This window comes from Angustibacter sp. Root456, from assembly GCF_001426435.1.
In the GTDB taxonomy this organism is placed as follows: Bacteria; Actinomycetota; Actinomycetes; order Actinomycetales; family Angustibacteraceae; genus Angustibacter.
The window spans coordinates 123,048-142,721 of sequence record NZ_LMER01000018.1 but is presented as its reverse complement, the minus strand read 5'-3'; the positions used below and the strand labels follow the sequence as shown (position 1 = coordinate 142,721).

The following is a 19,674-nucleotide window of genomic DNA, read 5'->3' as shown; positions in this document are numbered from 1 at the left end:
CCGGTGTCGGTGCGCCGGGCCGCCGTGTCGATCTACGGGCCGTCGGCGATCTGGGGCGTCGGCCAGGGCGCGATCGTGCCGGTCGTCGCGCTCTCGGCCCGAGAGCTGGGCGCATCAGTGGGCGTCGCGGCCTTCGTCGTCGCGCTGAGCGGACTCGGAGCGCTCGCCGGCGACCTACCGGCCGGCGCCCTGGCCCACCGCGTCGGGGAGCGGCGGGCGATGCTGTGGTCGACCGGTGTGGCCGCCCTCGCCCTGGTCGGCTGCGTGGTGGCCGCTGGTGTGGTGCAGCTCGGCCTGTCGGTGGCCGCGCTCGGCGCGGCGAGCGCGGTGTGGGGCCTGGCCCGGCAGGCCTACCTCGCCGAGGTCGTGCCGGTCGGGCAGCGCGCGCGAGCCCTGTCGACGCTCGGTGGCACCCACCGGATCGGCGTGTTCCTGGGCCCCTTCGCCGGCGCGTGGGCCATCGGTCGGTGGGGTCTGGACGCCGCCTACGGCCTGCACGCGGTGGCCGCCGCCATGGCGTGCGTCGTCCTGCTGGCGGTGCGCGAGGTACCGCGGCCGGCCGTCGCCGAGCAACCGTCGGCGAGCACGTGGACGGTCGTGCGGGCACACCTGCCGGTGCTGCGCACGCTGGGGCTCGGGGTGGTGGTGCTCGCAGCCGTGCGCGCCAGCCGACAGGTCGTGCTGCCACTGTGGGCCGAGCACCGCGGGCTCGACGCGACGGCCACCAGCCTGATCTTCGGGGCCTCAGGAGCGGTCGACATGCTGCTCTTCTACCCCGCGGGGCACGTCATGGACCGCCTCGGACGGCGCTGGGTGGCCGTCCCGAGCACCGCGCTGCTGGGGCTGGGTCACCTGGTGCTGCCGTTCACCACCGGCGCCGGGGGGATCCTCGGCGTGGCGCTGCTCCTCGGACTGGCCAACGGCGCCGGCAGCGGCATCGTCATGACGTTGGGCGCTGACGCGTCCCCGGCCGTCGGGCGCTCGCAGTTCCTCGGCGCGTGGCGGCTCTGCGCCGACGCCGGTAACGCCGGGGGTCCGCTGGTCGTCTCGTTCGCGACGGCGGTCGCCTCCCTGGCCACCGGGGTCTGGGTGATGGGACTGGTCGGCCTGCTGGGAGCTGCGGCGATGCACCGCTGGGCGGGAGCCGTCGATCCCGTGCGCCGCGCCCGACCTGCGGGTAGGAGCGGCTAGGAGCGGGTAGGAGGGGCTACGTGCGGCGGCGGTAGTCGCAGAAGCGGTACCGCAGGCCGGAGGCGGAGGTGTGCCACCCCTGCGCCGGGTCCCGGCTCGCCAGCAGCCACTCCTCGTCGATCGACGGCGCGTAGGCGTCGCCGTCCACCGTCTCGTCGATCTCGGTGACCACCAGACGGTCGGCGTCGGCGAGCGCGGCGGCGTAGACCTGGGCCCCCCCGATCACCCACACGGTGGCGTCCGGCGCGTCGGCCAGCGCCGTAGCGAGGTCGGCGCGCACGTCGGCGCCCTCGGCCCGAAAGCCCGGACGGCGCGACAGCACGACGTTGCGCCGCCCGGGCAGCGGCCGGAAGCGATCGGGCAGGGACTCCCACGTGGTTCGGCCCATGACCACGGTGGCACCGCGGGTCAGCGCCCGAAAGTGCGCCATGTCCTCGGGCAGGTGCCAGGGCAGCACCCCGTCGCGGCCGATCACACCTGCTCGGGCCTGCGCCCAGACCAGCGCGACGCTCACACGGCCACCGGCGCCTTGATGGCCGGGTGGTGCTGGTAGCCGACGATCTCGACGTCGTCGAGGTCGTACTCGAACAGCGACGGTGCCTGACGCAGGCTCAGCGTCGGGAAGGCGAAAGGCTCGCGCGACAGCTGCTCGGTGACCTGCGCGACGTGGTTGTCGTAGACGTGACAGTCGCCGCCGGTCCAGATGAAGTCGCCGACCTCGAGCCCGACCTGCTGCGCGACCATGTGCGTGAGCAGCGCGTAGCTGGCGATGTTGAAGGGCACGCCGAGGAACAGGTCGGCGCTGCGCTGGTAGAGCTGGCACGACAGCCGGCCGTCCGCCACGTAGAACTGGAAGAGCGCGTGGCAGGGCGCGAGCGCCATCTGCGCGATCTCGCCCACGTTCCAGGCCGAGACGACCATCCGGCGCGAGTCCGGATCGCTGCGCAGCGTGTCGAGCACCTCGCTGATCTGGTCGACGTGGCGGCCGTCGGGCGTCGGCCACGCTCGCCACTGGACGCCGTACACCGGCCCGAGCTCACCCTCGGCGTCCGCCCACTCGTCCCAGATCGTCACGCCGCGCTCGTGCAGCCAGCGCACGTTGCTCTCGCCACGCAGGAACCACAGCAGCTCGGCCACCACCGACCGCACGTGCACCCGCTTGGTCGTCACGAGCGGGAACCCGGCCGCCAGGGAGTAGCGCAGCTGGTGTCCGAAGACGCTGCGCGTGCCGGTGCCGGTGCGGTCGCTCTTCGGCGTGCCGGTGGTCATGACGTGCCGGAGCAGGTCCTCGTACTGGGTGTCGTGCTGGGTCTCCACGGCCCGAGCCTAACCGCGCCGTGGGCACCCGCCGGATCGCGGCACTCGGGGCTGGGAAAAAAGTTCCGCGACCCTGTAACGCCTCCGGGGGCGGCGGCGATAAGCCGGTGGAACGCGTCGTTGCCCGGACCCCCGAGCGGGCAACGACGCGTTCTGTGTGTCCGGGGCCGGTGCGCACGTCGCTCCGGCTGCACCCGCGCGGGGCGGTAGGTTGGTGGCCATGCCCAGCACACCCTCGGCGGACCTCTCGCCGGCCCCGTTCGGGCGCGTCCTGACCGCGATGGTCACGCCGTTCACCGACGACCACCGGCTCGACCTCGGCGCGGCCGCACGCCTGGCCGAGCACCTGGTCGACCACGGCAGCGACGGACTGGTCGTCAGCGGCACCACGGGGGAGTCGCCGACGACCACCGACGAGGAGAAGGTCGAGCTGCTGCGCGTCGTGCTCGACGCGGTCGGCGGTCGCGCCACCGTCGTGGCCGGCGTCGGCACGAACGACACCCGTCACACCATCGAGTCGGCACGGGCCGCCGCGGCGGCGGGCGCCCACGGCCTGCTCGTCGTCACGCCGTACTACAACAAGCCGCCGCAGGCGGGCGTGCTCGCGCACTTCAGGGCCGTCGCGGACGCGACCGACCTGCCGGTGATGCTCTACGACATCCCCGGCCGCACGGCGACGAAGATCGCCGCTGACACGTTGGTGCGTGCGGCCGAGCACGAGCGCATCGTCGCGGTGAAGGACGCCGTGGGTGACGTGTTCGAGGGCACCTGGGTCATGTCGCGCAGCGACCTCGCCTACTACTCCGGCGACGACGCGGCGAACCTCTCGTGGCTCGCGCACGGCGCGTCCGGCCTCGTGAGCGTCGTGTCGCACGTGGCCGGCCTGCAGTACCGCGCCATGGTCGAGGCCGTGCTCGAGGGTGACCTCACGACCGCTCAGCGCGTCTACCGTGAGGTGCTGCCCGCCGTCCGGGGCATCATGACCATCACCCAGGGCGCGATCATGGCCAAGGCCGCACTGCAGCTGCAGGGCGTCCTGGCCACCCGCGCCGTCCGGCTCCCGCTCGTCGAGGCGACGGCCGAGCAGGTGTCGCTGCTCAAGACCGATCTGTCCGACTGCGCCCTCCTGGAGGCCCGCGCGTGACCCACCCGCACCCCGAGCTCGGCCTGCCCCCGTCACTCGCACCTGGCGCCCTGCGCGTCGTGGCGCTGGGCGGCCTCGGCGAGGTCGGCCGCAACATGGCCGTGCTGGAGTACGACGGCAAGCTGCTCGTCATCGACTGCGGGGTGCTCTTCCCCGAAGACCACCAGCCCGGTGTCGATCTCATCCTGCCCGACTTCAGCCACATCGCCGACCGGCTCGACGACGTCGTCGCCGTGGTGCTGACCCACGGGCACGAGGACCACATCGGCGCGGTGCCCTACCTGCTGCGGTTGCGTCCTGACATCCCGCTGGTGGGCTCGCAGCTCACGCTGGCGTTCATCGAGGCCAAGCTCAAGGAGCACCGCATCACGCCCTACACCTTGGGCGTGCGTGAGGGGCAGGTCGAGCAGCTCGGGCCGTTCCGCTGCGAGTTCGTGGCGGTCAACCACTCGATCCCCGACGCCCTGGCCGTGGCGGTCACCACGGGTGCGGGCACGGTGCTGCACACCGGTGACTTCAAGATGGACCAGCTGCCGCTCGACGGCCGGATCACCGACCTGCGCGCCTTCGCCCGGCTGGGTGAGCAGGGCGTCGACCTGCTGATGATCGACTCCACCAACGCCGAGGTGCCCGGCTTCACGGTCTCCGAGCGCGAGATCTCGCCCGTGCTCGATCGCGTCTTCGCCGGTGCTGACCGGCGGCTCATCGTGGCGTCTTTCGCCTCGCACGTGCACCGCGTGCAGCAGGTGCTGAACGCGGCGCACGACCACGGCCGTCGGGTGGCGCTGGTCGGCCGATCGATGGTGCGCAACATGGGCGTCGCCCGTGACCTCGGCTATCTCGACGTGCCCGACGGCGTCCTGGTCGACCTGAAGGCCGTCGGCGACCTGCCCGACGACCAGGTGGTGCTCATGTGCACCGGCTCGCAGGGCGAGCCCATGGCGGCCCTGTCGCGCATGGCGAACAACGACCACCAGGTGCGGATCAACGAGGGCGACACGGTGGTGCTGGCGTCGTCGCTGATCCCCGGCAACGAGAACGCCGTGTTCCGCGTGATCAACGGGCTGACCCGGCTCGGCGCCCACGTCGTGCACCAGGGCAACGCGCGGGTGCACGTGTCCGGGCACGCGAGCGCCGGCGAGCTGCTGTACTGCTACAACGTGATCCGGCCTCGCAACGTCATGCCGGTGCACGGCGAGACGCGGCACCTGGTGGCCAACCGCGACATCGCGATGCTCACCGGCATCCCCCGCGAGCGGGTGGTGCACGCCGAGGACGGCGTCGTCGTCGACCTCAAGGACGGCCTGGCCGAGGTCGTCGGCGCCGTGCCGTGCGGGTACGTCTACGTCGACGGGTCGAGTGTCGGGGAGATCACGGACGCCGACCTGAAGGACCGCCGCATCCTCGGCGAGGAGGGGTTCATCTCGATCATCGTGGTCGTCGACTCCGAGACCGGAAAGGTCGTCGCGGGGCCGGAGATCCACGCCCGGGGCTTCGCCGAGGGCGACGCGGTCTTCGAGGGCATCCTGCCGCAGATCGAGGCGGCCCTCGCCGAGTCGGCCGGCCAGGGGTCGGCCGACACCTACCAGCTGCAGCAGGTCGTGCGTCGCGTCGTGGGGCGCTGGGTGGGTGGCAAGCTGCGCCGGCGTCCGATGATCATCCCGGTGGTCGTCTCCGCCTGACGGCGTTAGCCCGCACGGGTGGCGCCGCCCGGCGCACACCGCGTGGTGAGGTCAAGGGCTGGTCAAGTGACGGCATCCTCCTGCCGACACTGACGCCACCAGCGCGGTGCGTCGGTGTTCGAGGAGGAACCATGGCGGGTCGTCGCGTCGTGCGACGTGGGCTCGTCGTGCTGCGCCGCCTGCGCCGCCTGGGCCCCGGCGGCCGACGCGCCCGCGAGACCAGCCTGGCCGTCGTCGTCGACCGCAGCTTCCGGGTCGTGATCGTGGGCTCGGTCGCGCTGGTGCTCGTGGTCGCCACGCTCCTGGCCTGGCTGAGCCTGGTGTCGCAGCCGCAGGTCGCCCACCTCGAGCGGGCGCTGTCGGCCATCCAGGCCGAGCACACGGCGATGCTCGACCAGGAGACCAGCCTGCGCGGCTTCGTCAGCACCGACGACCTGTCGTTCATGCTGTCGTACGCGCGGGCCCGCGGTGACATGGAGCGCGCCGACCAGCTGCTGCAGACCACCGGCGGCGACGGCGCCATGACCCAGGCCATCGTCGACCTGCGCCTCGCCCAGCAGCGGTGGGTCAGCGAGTGGGCCCAGGTGGCGGCCGGAGGCCTCGCGCCCGGAGGTGTCGGTAGCGACGAGCGCACGTCGTTCCTGCTGCGCGACAAGGTGCTCTTCGACCAGTACGGCGAGGCCCGGGCCACGGCGGTCGACGTCACCACCGAGCGGCTCACCGCGAGCCGGGAGGCCCAGCGCCGCGCCCTCGTGCTCGTCGCCGCCGCCGCGGTGCTCACGGCCCTCGCCATCTTCGGGGCCGCCGTCCGCCGCCGCCGTCGCCTGCGCCGCGACGTCCTCGTGCCGGTCAACGCCGTCCTGGCGGGACTCGAGGCGGTGGCTCAGGGCAGCTACGAACGCCAGGTGCAGGCAGACGGCGCTCGCGAGCTCGTGAACGTCGTCGACGGGCTCAACCGGATGACCACCCGGCTCGCCGACGCCCGCGAACGCGCCGCGGCCCGCGAGCAGCACATCGTCGAGCAGGCCGAGCGGCTGCGCAGCATCCTCGCGATGGTGCGCGAGATCGGCGGCAGCCTCAACGTCGACTACGTCGTCGACGCCGTCGCGGCCGGTGTGGGGCGCATCGTGGGCGCCGGCCGGGTGGCGATCTGGCTCACCAGCCCCGAGGGTGGCGAGCTCGTCGAGTCGTGCGGCTCGCGCGGTCGCGACGATCGCCCGAGCGGCCGGCCGCCGGTCGAGCTCGGCAGCGGAGCGGTGGGGCGGGCGGCGAAGTACAGCCGCCTCGTTCGCGAGGAGGTCGACGGCGGCCAGCGCCTGGCCGTGCCGCTCGTGGTCGGCTCGCGCGTCGTCGGGGTGCTCGACCTGCACCTGGACTCGGCCGAACCGCTCACCGACGCCATGGTGGAGGTGCTCGAGACCCTCGCCGTGCACTCGGCCACCGCCGTCGAGGCAGCCCGACTGCACGAGGACGCCGCGCACGCGAGCGAGCACGACGCCCTCACCCAGCTGCCGAACCGCCGACGGCTGGACGCCGACCTCGCGCTGGAGTGCGAGCGCAGCTCGCGGTACGCGCGACCGCTCGCCTTCGTCATGCTCGACCTCGACCACTTCAAGCAGATCAACGACGCCCTCGGCCACACGCGAGGTGACGAGGTGCTCCAGACGGTGGCCGACGTCATCAGCGGGGCGCTGCGCGCCTCAGACACCGCCTACCGCTACGGCGGCGAGGAGCTCGCGATCATCGTGCGCGAGAGCGACCTGCACGGTGCGCTGCTGCTCGCTGACCGGCTGCGCGAGCGCGTCGCGTCGGTGTTCGCCGCGGCGGGGGAAGTGGCGGTGACGGCGTCCTTCGGCGTGGCCGCGCTGGGTCCGGGCACCGGGCTGCCTTCGGCGCTCGTGGCCGCCGCCGACGCCGCGCTCTACCGGGCCAAGCGGGAGGGGCGCAACCGGGTGTGCGCCCACGAGCCCGAGCCCGTCCCCGCCTCCGCCTGAGCTCCGCTCTTGTCGCGCGGTGGCACCCCGCCGCCCTAGGTTGGCGGCGGGGCGCCCCAGTCGCCTTCGGCGACGTCGCCGCTGGGGCACCCAGCTGCCATAGGTTGGCGACGGGGTGCCACCGCGCCACCGGGGAGAGGTCCGGGGGTGGGGCGGGTGTGGCGCAGGTGAAATCTGGGGCCAGGGGGGTACGGTGGCCAGCATGGCGACCCGTACGTCTTCCCCCGTACGCCGGTCGGGCAGCACCCGCACGAGCAGCACGAGCCGTTCGAGCGCGACCCGCCCGCGCGGCAGCACCCGTCCGGCCGGACGCGCCGCGAGCGGCTCGCGCGGGGGCCTCCCGCTGCCGCTGCGCGCCCTGCGCGGGCTGTGGATGGGGACGGCCCACCTCGCCGGCGGGACGGCGCGCCGCATCGGACACAGCGCGCGTGACCTCGACCCCGCCCACCGCCGCGACGGCTTCGGGTTCACGCTCATCGCCCTGGCCATCGTGGTGGCCGCGCGCGAGTGGTGGGGCCTCGACGGCTTCGTCGGCGACGTCGTCCACGCCGTCGCCGCAGGCACCTTCGGCCGGGTCGCGCTGGCGCTGCCGATCGTGCTGGTCGCCCTGGGCGTGCGCATGCTCCGCCACCCCGACGCGACGTCGGCCAACAGCCGCGTCTCCATCGGCCTGACCACGCTGGCCGTCGCCGCCTGCGGCCTGGTGCACATCAGTCGCGGCCTGCCCGACGTCAGCGACGGCTGGCGCGCGCTGCGCGACGCCGGCGGCATGATCGGCTTCCTGGCCTCCAGCCCGCTCGAGCAGGCCGTGACGCGCTGGGGCGCAGGCCTGCTGCTCGCGCTGCTCGGTTTCTTCGGGGTGCTGGTCATCACCGCGACGCCGGTGCACGCGATCCCGCGCCGGCTGCGCGAGCTCCTCGACCGGCTCACCGGCCACGACCGCGAGCCGCAGGACACCGCGGGGGAGGGGACGACGGACGACGAGGCCCCGGTGCCGCTGCGACGCGGCCGCACCGCCCGCCGCAAGGTCGCCGCGCTGGCGGACGGTGAGCGCGCCGGTGACGAGGCGTTCGAGACGCCGGTGGCCACGGACGCCGCGGGCCGCCGGCTGCGTCCTGGCCAGAAGCGTCCCGTCGGGGACGACGCCGCCACGGTGCCGCCGGTCGAGAACGGCGTCGAGACGACGCCTCCGGCCGCCACCGCGCCGCCCCCCACGACCCCCATCCCGCAGCGCACCGAGCAGCTGGCGCTCGCAGGCGACGTCACGTACACGTTGCCGTCCAACGAGATCCTGGCTCCGGGCAGCCCCCACAAGGCGCGCTCCGCGGCCAACGACCGCGTGGTCGAGGCGTTGTCGGGGGTCCTGGACCAGTTCGACATCGACGCCCAGGTCACCGGCTTCATGCGGGGCCCGACCGTGACGCGGTACGAGGTCGAGCTGGGCAAGGGCACCAAGGTCGAGCGCGTCACGGCGCTGAGCAAGAACATCGCGTACGCGGTGGCCAGTGCCGACGTCCGCATCCTGTCGCCGATCCCCGGCAAGAGCGCCATCGGCATCGAGATCCCCAACACCGACCGTGAGAAGGTCAGCCTCGGCGACGTCCTGCGCAGCTCGACGGCGCGCGACAACCACCACCCGATGGTCATGGGTGTCGGCAAGGACGTCGAGGGCGGTTACGTCATCGCCAACCTCGCGAAGATGCCGCACCTGCTCGTCGCGGGCGCCACGGGCGCCGGCAAGTCGAGCTTCGTGAACTCGATGATCACCTCGATCCTCATGCGCTCGACGCCGGACGAGGTGCGCATGGTGCTCGTCGACCCCAAGCGCGTCGAGCTCACCGGGTACGAGGGCATCCCGCACCTGATCACGCCGATCATCACGAGCCCCAAGAAGGCGGCCGAGGCGCTGCAGTGGGTCGTGCGCGAGATGGACACCCGCTACGACGACCTGGCGGCGTTCGGCTTCAAGCACATCGACGACTTCAACAAGGCCGTCAAGGCCGGCAAGGTCACGCCACCGCCGGGCAGCGAGCGCGTCGTCCACCCCTATCCGTACCTGCTGGTGATCGTCGACGAGCTGGCCGACCTGATGATGGTGGCCCCCCGCGACGTCGAGGACTCGATCGTCCGCATCACCCAGCTGGCCCGCGCGGCGGGCATCCACCTGGTGCTGGCGACCCAGCGACCGAGCGTGGACGTCGTCACCGGGCTGATCAAGGCCAACGTGCCCAGCCGCATGGCGTTCGCCACGAGCAGCCTCGCGGACAGCCGGGTCGTGCTCGACCAGCCGGGAGCCGAGAAGCTCATCGGTCAAGGTGACGCGCTGTTCCTGCCCATGGGTTCGAGCAAGCCGATGCGCGTGCAGGGCGCCTGGGTCACCGAGTCCGAGATCGCCAAGGTCGTCGAGCACGTCAAGACCCAGCTCAAGCCGTCGTACCGCGACGACGTCGTGGTCGCTCAGGCCAAGAAGCAGGTCGACGAGGACATCGGCGACGACCTCGACCTGCTGCTGCAGGCCACCGAGCTGGTGGTCACGACGCAGTTCGGGTCGACCTCGATGCTGCAGCGCAAGTTGCGCGTCGGCTTCGCCAAGGCCGGGCGCCTCATGGACCTCATGGAGTCGCGGGGGATCGTCGGCCCGAGCGAGGGCAGCAAGGCCCGCGACGTACTGGTCAAGGCGGACGACCTTCCCGCGACCCTGGCCGTTCTGCGCGGCGAGGAGCCCGTGGGGGCCGCACCCTACGACGACCTGGCCGACGTCGACGGCGCTGCCGACGGTGCCGGCGAGGACGCCTGGCAGCTCACCGACCGCGCCTGACGCCGTGGTGCCGCGGGCACTGCGGGCACTGCGGAAAAGTAGGGCTTTCGGCCTATGCGTCGGCAGTCCGTTTCGCCCGTAGAATGGCCTGACTCGAGGGAAGAGACGGTGGGGCGATGAGCGAGCAGGGGCCGGCGGCCGAGCGCGAGCCGCTCGGGCGCTCGTTGGCTTCCGCCCGCGAGGCCAGCGGGCAGTCGGTGGCCGACGTCGCCGCAGCCATCAACCTGCGCGAGACCGTCGTGCGCGCGATCGAGCGCGACGACTTCTCGCTGTGCGGGGGCGACGTCTACGCGCGCGGCCACGTGCGGGCCTACGCCCGTCAGGTCGGCCTCGACCCCGCTCCCTTGCTCGCGACGTACGCGGCGCAGCACGGTGGCGTGCGGCGCGTGCCGACGTCCGAGGAGCCGCCGGTTTTCGCCGCCGGTCCAGTGCCCGTCGCACCGCTGCGCGCGCGCGAGCGGGCCGGTGGAGTGCCGCTCGAGCGGTCGGGGCCGAACTGGTCGCTCGTCGTGGGGGCGGTGCTCACGGTCGTCGTCGTCCTGCTCGTGGTGCAGCTGGTGAGCGACCTGCGGGGGCCGAGCCGGCCGACGAGCGAGGTCGCGGGGCCGGTGGCGACGGCGAGCCCGACGTCCGGTGCCACGCCGTCGGCAGGTCCGACACCCGGGGGGACGCCGGGTGCGACCGCACCTGCCGCCACCGCGTCCACGACGGCGCAGCCGAGCCCTTCGGTGACCCAGCAACCACGCGGCGTGGCCATCGCGCTGCGGCTCACCGGCGACTCGTGGGTGTCGGTGCGCGACGCCGCCGGTCGCACGGTGTTCTCCGGCCTGCTGTCGAAGGGTGACGCGCGACGCTTCACCGACGGCAAGGGCCTGCGGCTGACCTTGGGCAGCGCGGGAAACGTCGAGCTCACGGTCAACGGCAAGGCCATCGGGGCGGCCGGTGACAAGGGGCAGGTCGTGCGGCTGAACTTCGGGCCCGGTGACCCCGCCTAGACTGGAGCGCATGGCTTCTCGCACGGTCGCTCTGGTGACGCTCGGCTGCACCCGCAACGAGGTCGACTCCGAGGAGCTCGCCGGCCGCCTCGAGGCCGAGGGCTGGACCCTCGTCGACGACGCCGAGTCCGCCGACGTCGCCGTCGTGAACACGTGCGGGTTCGTGGAGTCGGCCAAGAAGGACTCCGTCGACGCGCTGCTCGAGGCCAGCGACCTCAAGGACGACGCCAGCGCCCGCACGCGCGCCGTGGTGGCGGTGGGCTGCCTGGCCGAGCGCTACGGCCAGCAGCTGGCCGACTCGCTGCCCGAGGCCGACGCGGTGCTGGGCTTCGACTCCTACGCCGACCTGTCGTCGCACCTGGACTCGATCCTGCACGGCGGCCGGCCGGGGTCGCACGTGCCGCGCGACCGGCGCACGCTGCTGCCGTTGAGCCCGGCCGCGCGGCAGGACACCGCGGCCGCAGTGGCCGTGCCGGGGCACGCGGTGGCCGACCTGCCCGCCGGGGTCGCTCCGGCGTCCGGGCCGCGCGTGGTGCGTCGCCGGCTCGACGGCCGTCCGTGGGCGCCGCTGAAGATCGCGTCGGGCTGCGACCGGCGCTGCGCGTTCTGCGCGATCCCGGCTTTTCGCGGGTCGTTCCTGTCGCGCCGCCCGACCGACGTGCTGGCCGAGGCGCGCTGGCTGGCCGAGCAGGGCGTGCGCGAGCTGTTCCTCGTGAGCGAGAACTCCACGTCGTACGGCAAGGACCTCGGCGACCTGCGCCTGCTGGAGCAGCTGCTGCCCGAGCTGAGCGCGATCGAGGGCGTCGACCGGGTGCGCGTGTCGTACCTGCAGCCGGCCGAGATGCGCCCCACGCTGCTCGAGGCCATGACCCAGACGCCGGGCGTGGTGCCGTACTTCGACCTGTCGTTCCAGCACGCGTCGCCGGGCCTGCTGCGTCGCATGCGGCGGTTCGGAGGCACCGACCCCTTCCTGGCGTTGCTGGATCAGGTGCGCGAGCAGGCTCCGCAGGCGGGCGTGCGATCAAATGTCATCGTCGGCTTTCCCGGTGAGACCGACGAGGACGTCGCCGAGCTCGAGCGCTTCCTGGTGGCGGCCCGGCTGGACGTCGTGGGCGTGTTCGGCTACTCCGACGAGGACGGCACCGAGGCCGAGACGTACGACGCCAAGGTCGACCCCGACGTCGTCGCCGAGCGGGTGCGCCGGGTCACCGACCTGGTCGAGCAGCTCACCGACGAGCGGGCGCGCGAGCGGGTGGGTGAGCACGTCGAGGTGCTGGTCGAGGAGATCGTGGACGGCGAGGCCGAGGGCCGCGCAGCCCACCAGGGCCCTGACGTCGATGGTGTCGTCCGGCTGTCGGCCGGTGACCTGGCGGTCGGTGACCTGGTGCCAGCAGTGGTCGTCGACCACGTCGGGGTCGACCTCATCGCTCGCGCTCGGTGACTAGGGTGAGGTGGTGACGTCGTCCACGCCGAGCTCGCGGCGGGCTCACCCGGTGGCCGCCCCGGCGGCGGGTGGCGCCGCGCCCTCGACGTGGAACGTCGCCAACGCGCTGACCGCACTGCGGCTCGGCCTGGTGCCGGTGTTCGGGTGGTTGCTGCTGCACGGCGGCGACCAGCCGCGGTGGCGGCTGGCGGCGTTCGTCGCCTTCGCGGTGGCCTCGGTCACCGACCGCTTCGACGGTGAGCTCGCGCGCCGGCGCGGCCTGGTCACCGACGTCGGCAAGATCGCCGACCCCATCGCCGACAAGGCGCTCATCGGTACCGCGCTGGTCGGACTCTCCCTGCTCGACGAGCTGTGGTGGTGGGTCACGGTGGTCGTCATGGCCCGCGAGATCGGCGTCACCGCGCTGCGCCTGGTCGTGATCCGACACGGAGTGATGCCCGCCAGCCGTGGCGGCAAGGTCAAGACGCTGTTGCAGGGTGTGGCCATCGCGCTGTACCTGCTGCCCGAGGCCTGGGTGCCCCGCGAGGTGCCCGCGGTGGTGATGGGCGTCGCCGTGGTGGTCACGGTCGTCACCGGGGTCGACTACGTGGTGCGCGCGGTGCGCCTGCGCCGCACGAGCCCCCGGGCGCTCGCCAAGCGCGCTCGACGGCGCGCCGGGGCCTGACACCGTGCCCGAGCCGGCTCCGGACCCCGCCCTCGACGCGCTCGCGCAAGCGGTGGTGCGGCTGCTGCACGAGCGGCAGCTGCGCCTGGCGACCGCCGAGTCGCTCACCGGTGGCCTGCTCTCGGGCGCGGTCACGAGCGTGCCTGGTGCCTCGAGGGTCTTCGTCGGCGGGATCGTGGCCTACGCGACCGAGCTGAAGCACGCCCTGCTCGGGGTCGACGCCGAGCTGCTGGCGCGGGTCGGCCCGGTCGATCCGGACGTCGCGGCGCAGATGGCCGACGGCGTGCGCCGCCGCCTCGGTGCCGACGTCGGCCTCGCGAGCACCGGGGTGGCCGGCCCCGACTCGCAAGACGGCCACCCTCCGGGCACGGTCTACGTCGGTGTCGCCACGCCCGAGCGGGTGTGGTCGTGCAACGTGTCGCTCGCGGCGCCGGACGTCGAGGGCAGGGCGCAGGTGCGCGCTCACACGGTGGGGGCGGCGCTGCGCGCGCTGGCCGACGTCCTGGCCGGCTGACGACTGGTCCGAACGGTGCGCTCCGGCGGGGTTGCCCGCCGTTCGCTGGCATCACGGGGTACGGTGGTGTGTGCGGTTCTCCTCACCATCACGTGCTGAGGCCGCCACGCGAACCACCCAGGGAGGCGACATGGTGCTGCTCCGGCAGGAGATCGGCGACGTGCTGCGCGAGCAGCGCCGGCAGCAGAGCCGCACCCTGCGCGAGGTCTCGGCCAAGGCGCGCGTGTCGCTGGGCTACCTCAGCGAGGTCGAGCGCGGGCAGAAGGAGGCGTCGAGCGAGCTGCTGGCCTCGATCTGCGGCGCGCTCGACGTGCCACTGTCTCGAGTGCTCAGCCAGGTCAGCGAGCGGGTGGCGGACGCTGAGCGCGTCCAGACCCCTGTGGCGGCGCTGCCCGTGGCTTCGGCTCGGGCGAACAGCCTGGTGTCGGCTGCCTGAGCGCGACGAGCGTCAGCTCGCCGCCGGCTCCGCAGGAGGCTGGCAGCGCGGGCAGTAGAACGCGACGCGGTCCTGCGGGGCGACGCCGATGGGGTCGACGCGCACCGGCTCACCGCAGCGGCGGCAGGGCTGGCGGTGACGGCCGTGGACGTACGTCCGCTGACCGTGCCGCGTGTCGCCCGTGGTGGTCTGGATCGCGCCGCCGAGGTTGCGGCGCATCAGCTGCTGCGTGCGGGTGATCACGCCCGCGAGGTCAGGCACCCGCGCGGTGGGCGTCCAGGGGTTGACCCGTCGGGCGAACAGGCCCTCGGCCATGAACATCGTGCCGATGCCCGCCAGGTTGCGCTGGTCGAGCAGGGCCTCGCCGATCGGTCGGTCAGGCTGCTGGGCGAGGTTGGCCAGCGCCCGCTCGAGGTCCCAGTCGGCGCCCAGCAGGTCGGGGCCCAGGTGACCGACGAGCGTGTGCTCCTCGGCGGTGGCGACCAGGTCGAGCATGCCGAGCAGGTGCCCCACCGCCGTCCAGTCGGCAGTGGAGACGATGGCCCGGATCCCGTCGCGGCGTCGGGCTGAGCCCCACGGCTGGCCGGTGGCGTGAACGTGCCACGAGCCCTCCATGCGCAGGTGGCTGTGGAGCGTGACGGGCGGGTCGCCGTCCAGCCGCATGAGCAGGTGCTTGCCGCGCGGCACCACCTCGAGCACCGTGCGCCCGCTCAGGTCGACCGTGGCCAGCGACGGCCACCGCAGGTCGCTCGCCACCACCTCGCGTCCGGCCAGCGCCGCGTGCAGCCGCTGGGCCGTGCGGTAGACGACGTCGCCCTCAGGCACCTCGTGCTCGCTGCCTCATCGGCGCAGCCGCAGGCCGCGCGGCGTGGCGTGGAAGCCGGCCGACTCCAGGGCGCTGACCACAGGGTGGTCCGAGCCCAGCAGGCCCGCGCCGTCGGCCCGCTCGACGGTGAGCCGGCCCAGAGCGCCGTCGCGGACGGCGAGGGCCAGCGCGTCGGCGGCCGCAGCCAGCACGGTGGGATCGTCACTGAACGACAACAACGTGCGGCCGCCGCGCTCGACGTAGAGCGCCAGCTCGCCGTCGTGCAGCACGACCAGCGCGCCGGCCTTGCGTCCGGGCTTGTGACCCGTGGTCGGCTCGCTACCGGCGACGCTCGCCCGCTCGGGCCACGGCAGCGCGGCCCCGAACGGGTTGGCCGGGTCGGCAGCGGCGACCACCAGGGTGCGGGCCGGGCTGTCGTCGGTGGCGCGCAGCCGGTCGACGGCACCGGACGTGGCGAACTGGGCCGCACCCAGGCCTTCGACGTAGTAGCCCCGGCGCACGCGCCCGGCGTCCTCGAACGCCGACAGCACGCGGTAGACGGCGGCGAAACCGCCCGCGGCGCCTTCGGCCATCACGGCGCCTCGCGTGAGGACGCCGTGGCGGTCGAGCAGCGTCTCGGCCAGTGCCGCGGCGCGGACGGTGGCGTCGACCTCAGGCTCGGGCAGCAGCGACCACCGGCCCGCGCCGGTTGGCGGGCCGGTGCGCGCGGGGAGGGCGGCACGCCCGAGCGCCCCAGGCCGGCCGGCGTACCTGCTGCGGCGTGGTGCGCTGCGCGTGGTGCGGTGGGCGGTGCGGCCACCGGCCAGCCGCGCCCGCAGTGGCGCCAGCGTGTCGCCGGTGACCCGGCCGGCCCACACGAGGTCCCAGAGCGCGGCCAGCAGCGCCTCGTCGTCGGTGGACCCCACCACCTGCGACAGGGGACGGAAGAAGAACGCCCCGCCCCCGGCGAGCGCCTGCAGCACCTGCTCGTGCATCGGCGAGAGCTCGAGCTCGGCCGGCTCGGGCAGGGTGAGGTGCGCGGTGTCGGCCAGGTGCAGCGACACCCAGCCGTCGTCGCCCGGCAGTGCGCCGTGGCCGCTCCACAGCACCTCGCCCGACGACGTGAGCTCGTCGAGCAGGGCCGGCGACCAGTCGTCGACGCGCCCCGGCAGCACCAGCGTCTCGAGCGCGCTGGCGGGAACGACGGCTCCCGCGAGCTGCTCGACCGCGCGCAGCAGGCCGCCGGCGCCGCGGGCCTGCCGACCACGACCGGTGAGCCCCTGCCAGCGGGGCAGGAACCGCGCGAGGTCACTCGCCGGCACCGGTTCGACCTGCTGACGCAGGGCGGCGAGGGACCGGCGGCGCAGCGAGCGCAGCACCTGCGCGTCACACAGCTCAAGGCCCTGGCCCGACGGCCGCAGCTCGCCCTCGACCAGCCTGCCGGCCGCCACCAGCCGGGTGAGGACCCCGGCGGCGACCGCGGACCCGAGCCCGAACCGCGTGGCCGCCTCGGCGACGGTGAAGGGCCCGTGGGTGCGCGCGTAGCGCGAGAGCAGCTCGCCCAGCGGGTCGCTGACCGGGGCGAGGAACGTCTCGGCGATGCCGACCGGCAACGGCACCCCGAGCGCGTCGCGCAGGCGGGCGGCGTCCTCGACGACGGCCCAGCGCGCCTCGCCGGCGATCCGCACCGCGATCACCCGCCGGCTCTGCTCGAGCCCGGTGAGCCACTGCGCCGCCGTGGCCTCGTCGGCGTCGCGCGAGCGGGCGGCGACCTCGGCCGCGCTGAGCGGGCCGAGCACGCGCAGCAGGTCGACGACGTCCTCGGCGTCGCGCGCGGCGCGCTCGGGCACGAGGTGCTGCAGCTCGGCTTCGGTGCGCTCGATGGCTGCGGGGTCGAGCAGGTCGCGCAGGGCGGCCCCCTCGCCGCGGCCGAGCAGCTCCGACAGCAGCGTCGGGTCGAGCGACAGCGCGGCCGCTCGCCGCTCGGCCAACGGGGAGTCACCCTCGTAGAGGAACTGGGCGACGTAGCCGAACATCAGGCTGCGCGCGAACGGCGACGGCTGGCGCGTCTCGAGCTCGACCACCTGGACGCGCCGCGCGGTGATGTCGCGCATCAGCTCGACCAGGCCGGGGACGTCGAAGACGTCCTGCAGGCACTCGCGCACGGCCTCGAGCACGATCGGGAAGTCGGGGTAGCCGCTGGCCACCTCCAGCAGCTGGGCGCTGCGCTGCCGCTGCTGCCACAGCGGTTGGCGCTGACCGGGCCGGCGCCGCGGCAGCAGCAGCGCCCGCCCCGCGCACTCACGGAACCGCGAGGCGAACAGCGCCGAGCCGCCGATCTGCTCGGTGACGACGTCGTGGACGTCGTCAGGGTCGAGGCACACCAAGGACGCGACGTCGGGCGCCGGGCCGTCGTCGAGCTCGACGTCGGGCAGCCGCAGCACGAGGCCGTCGTCGCCGTGCATGGCCTGGACGTCGACGCCGTGCCGCTCGCGCAGCCGCGCCGCCACGGCGAGCGCCCAGGGCGCGTGCACCTGCGCCCCGAAGGGCGAGTGCACGACGACGCGCCAGTCGCCCAGCTCGTCGCGGAACCGTTCGATGATGATGGTGCGGTCGTCGGGCACGTGACCGCAGGCCTCGCGCTGCTCGTCGAGGTAGGCGAGCAGGTTGTCGGCGGCCCACTCGTCGAGCCCGGCCGCGCGCACGCGCTCGCGGGCGGCGGCGGGCTCGAGCGCCGTCACCTCCCGCACGAAGGCGCCCACGGCCCGGCCGAGCTCAGCCGGACGGCCGAGGGCGTCGCCGTGCCAGAACGGCAGCTTGCCCGGCTGACCCGGGGCGGGGGTGACGAGCACCCGGTCGTGCGTGATGTCCTCGATGCGCCACGACGACGAGCCGAGGGTGAACACGTCGCCGACGCGCGACTCGTAGACCATCTCCTCGTCGAGCTCGCCGACCCGGCGGCCGGGGCCTTCGCCCGTGGCGAGGAACACGCCGTACAGCCCGCGGTCGGGGATGGTGCCGCCGCTGGTGACCGCCAGGCGCTGGGCTCCAGGGCGCGCGGTGAGCAGGTCGGTGTGGCGGTCCCAGACGATGCGCGGGCGCAGCTCGGCGAACTCCTCACTCGGGTAGCGGCCCGACAGCATGTCGAGCACGGCCTCGAGCACGCTGCGTGGCAGCGCGGCGAAAGAGGCCGTGCGGGCCAGCAACGCGGCGAGGTCATCGACGGTCCAGTCGTCCATGGCGCACATGGCCACGATCTGCTGGGCGAGCACGTCGAGCGGGTTGGCCGGAAGCCGCAGCGCCTCGATCGCGCCGTCGCGCATGCGCTCGACCACCACGGCGGTCTGCACCAGGTCACCGCGGAACTTCGGGAAGACGACGCCGCGCGACACGGCGCCGACCTGGTGGCCGGCGCGTCCCACGCGCTGCAGTCCCGACGCGACGCTGGGCGGCGACTCCACCTGGACGACCAGGTCGACCGCGCCCATGTCGATGCCGAGCTCGAGCGAGCTGGTGGCGACGACGGCGGGCAGCCGCCCGGCCTTGAGGTCGTCCTCGATCAGCGCCCGCTGCTCCTTGCTTACCGAGCCGTGATGTGCTCGGGCCAGCACCGCAGGAGCGCCGCTCGCCGCCCCGGCCTGCGCCATCAGCTCGGCCGGTGCCCGGCCGGACGGGGGAGGAGCCGCTGCGGCGCCGTCCGCGACCTGGGCGCCCGCTTGCTGCTCGGCCGTCTGCTGGCGCTCAGCCCACACCTCGTTGAGTCGAGCCGTGAGCCGCTCGGCCAGCCGCCGGGAGTTGGCGAAGACGAGGGTGGACCCGTGGTCGGCGACGAGGTCGACCACGCGCTCCTCGACGTGCGGCCAGATCGACGTCCGGCGCGGGTCACCGGCCGCTGGGCCCGACAGGTCACCGGTGGGCTCGCCGATGTCGCTGAGGTCGGGCACCGGCACGACCACCTGGAGGTCGAGCTCCTTGCGCGAGCCCGGCTGCACGACGCTCACCGGACGCCCCCCGGCGAGGTAGCGCGCGACCTCCTCGACCGGCCGGACGGTGGCCGACAGCCCCACGCGCTGGGCCGGCTGGGGCAGCAGCGCGTCGAGCCGCTCGAGGGTGAGCGCGAGGTGCGCGCCGCGCTTGGTGCCGGCGACCGCGTGCACCTCGTCGATGATCACCGTCTCGACGCCGCTCAGCGCCTCACGCGCGCGTGAGGTGAGCAGCAGGAACAGCGACTCGGGCGTGGTGATGAGGACGTCGGAGGGCGTGCGCGCGAAGGCCCGGCGGTCGGCGGCCGGCGTGTCACCGGACCGCACGCTCACCTCGACCTCGGGGCGCGGCAAGCCCAGCCGGGCCGCCGCGTGCGAGATGCCGGTGAGCGGTGCGCGCAGGTTGCGCTCGACGTCGACGGCCAGGGCCTTGAGCGGTGAGACGTAGAGCACGCGGCAGCGCTTCAGCGGCTCGTCGGGACGCGGCCGGCTGGCCAGCCGGTCGAGCGCCCACAGGAACGCCGACAGCGTCTTGCCCGAGCCGGTGGGGGCGACGACCAACGCGTGCTGGCCGCTGCTGATCGCGTCCCACGCGCCGGCCTGCGCGGCGGTGGGCGCGGCGAACGCGCCCTGGAACCACTCGCGCGTGGCGGGGGAGAACCGCTGCAGGACGTCGACCACCCCCTG

14 protein-coding genes are annotated in these 19,674 nt (G+C 74.0%); 10 read left to right on the top strand and 4 right to left on the bottom strand.

What is annotated here, in order from left to right; all coding sequences use genetic code 11:
- The first annotated feature begins 3 nt into the window (after window positions 1-3).
- On the top strand, window positions 4-1,191 hold the full coding sequence (locus tag ASD06_RS12905) for an MFS transporter (protein WP_200942155.1): 1,188 nt from the start codon (window positions 4-6) through the stop codon (window positions 1,189-1,191).
- A gap of 16 nt (window positions 1,192-1,207) precedes the next feature.
- On the opposite strand, the gene ASD06_RS12900 is transcribed toward ASD06_RS12905, so the two are convergent.
- Together ASD06_RS12900 and ASD06_RS12895 are read right to left on the bottom strand one after the other, a co-directional pair.
- Window positions 1,208-1,705: a dihydrofolate reductase gene (locus ASD06_RS12900; RefSeq protein ID WP_056678270.1), complete on the bottom strand. Its 498-nt coding sequence runs from the start codon at window positions 1,703-1,705 to the stop codon at window positions 1,208-1,210.
- A complete protein-coding gene (locus ASD06_RS12895) occupies window positions 1,702-2,460 on the bottom strand; it encodes a thymidylate synthase (protein ID WP_056678544.1) in 759 nt (252 codons plus the stop codon). The genes ASD06_RS12900 and ASD06_RS12895 overlap by 4 nt, the downstream gene beginning before the upstream one ends.
- Before the next feature lie 268 nt (window positions 2,461-2,728).
- Here ASD06_RS12895 and dapA point away from each other — a divergent pair, with 268 nt between their 5' ends.
- The 9 genes from dapA (at window position 2,729) to ASD06_RS12850 (ending at window position 14,199) form a co-directional block, all read left to right on the top strand.
- Complete coding sequence (gene dapA, locus ASD06_RS12890; protein WP_056678541.1) at window positions 2,729-3,652, top strand: 4-hydroxy-tetrahydrodipicolinate synthase; 924 nt, start codon at window positions 2,729-2,731, stop codon at window positions 3,650-3,652.
- The gene (locus ASD06_RS12885; RefSeq protein ID WP_056678267.1) at window positions 3,649-5,334 is read left to right on the top strand and encodes a ribonuclease J; all 1,686 of its coding nucleotides are present in this window, start codon (window positions 3,649-3,651) and stop codon (window positions 5,332-5,334) included. The genes dapA and ASD06_RS12885 overlap by 4 nt, the downstream gene beginning before the upstream one ends.
- A gap of 131 nt (window positions 5,335-5,465) precedes the next feature.
- Window positions 5,466-7,328, top strand: a complete 1,863-nt coding sequence (locus ASD06_RS12880) for a diguanylate cyclase (protein WP_056678263.1) — start codon at window positions 5,466-5,468, stop codon at window positions 7,326-7,328.
- Window positions 7,329-7,530: 202 nt separating this feature from the next.
- Complete coding sequence (locus tag ASD06_RS12875; protein ID WP_082538033.1) at window positions 7,531-10,146, top strand: DNA translocase FtsK; 2,616 nt, start codon at window positions 7,531-7,533, stop codon at window positions 10,144-10,146.
- Window positions 10,147-10,262: 116 nt separating this feature from the next.
- Window positions 10,263-11,141, top strand: coding sequence for a helix-turn-helix domain-containing protein (locus ASD06_RS12870; RefSeq protein ID WP_056678260.1), 879 nt, complete (start codon window positions 10,263-10,265; stop codon window positions 11,139-11,141).
- Between the two features lie 10 nt (window positions 11,142-11,151).
- On the top strand, window positions 11,152-12,582 hold the full coding sequence (gene rimO / locus ASD06_RS12865; RefSeq protein ID WP_056678257.1) for a 30S ribosomal protein S12 methylthiotransferase RimO: 1,431 nt from the start codon (window positions 11,152-11,154) through the stop codon (window positions 12,580-12,582).
- Window positions 12,583-12,595: 13 nt separating this feature from the next.
- Window positions 12,596-13,249, top strand: coding sequence for a CDP-alcohol phosphatidyltransferase family protein (locus tag ASD06_RS12860; RefSeq protein WP_235502335.1), 654 nt, complete (start codon window positions 12,596-12,598; stop codon window positions 13,247-13,249).
- 4 nt (window positions 13,250-13,253) lie between these two features.
- Window positions 13,254-13,763, top strand: a complete 510-nt coding sequence (locus tag ASD06_RS12855; RefSeq protein ID WP_056678254.1) for a CinA family protein — start codon at window positions 13,254-13,256, stop codon at window positions 13,761-13,763.
- 130 nt (window positions 13,764-13,893) lie between these two features.
- Entirely contained in the window at window positions 13,894-14,199 is a 306-nt protein-coding gene (locus tag ASD06_RS12850) for a helix-turn-helix domain-containing protein (RefSeq protein WP_056678252.1), read from the top strand.
- Between the two features lie 12 nt (window positions 14,200-14,211).
- Here ASD06_RS12850 and ASD06_RS12845 read toward each other — a convergent pair whose 3' ends face one another.
- Window positions 14,212-15,024 (bottom strand): DNA-formamidopyrimidine glycosylase family protein, encoded by an 813-nt coding sequence (locus ASD06_RS12845; RefSeq protein ID WP_056678249.1) that lies wholly within the window; start codon window positions 15,022-15,024, stop codon window positions 14,212-14,214.
- A gap of 15 nt (window positions 15,025-15,039) precedes the next feature.
- Window positions 15,040-19,668 carry an ATP-dependent helicase gene (locus ASD06_RS12840; protein WP_056678246.1) on the bottom strand — a complete coding sequence of 1,543 codons (4,629 nt, stop codon included), beginning with the start codon at window positions 19,666-19,668 and terminating at the stop codon, window positions 15,040-15,042.
- Between the last annotated feature and the right edge of the window lie 6 nt (window positions 19,669-19,674).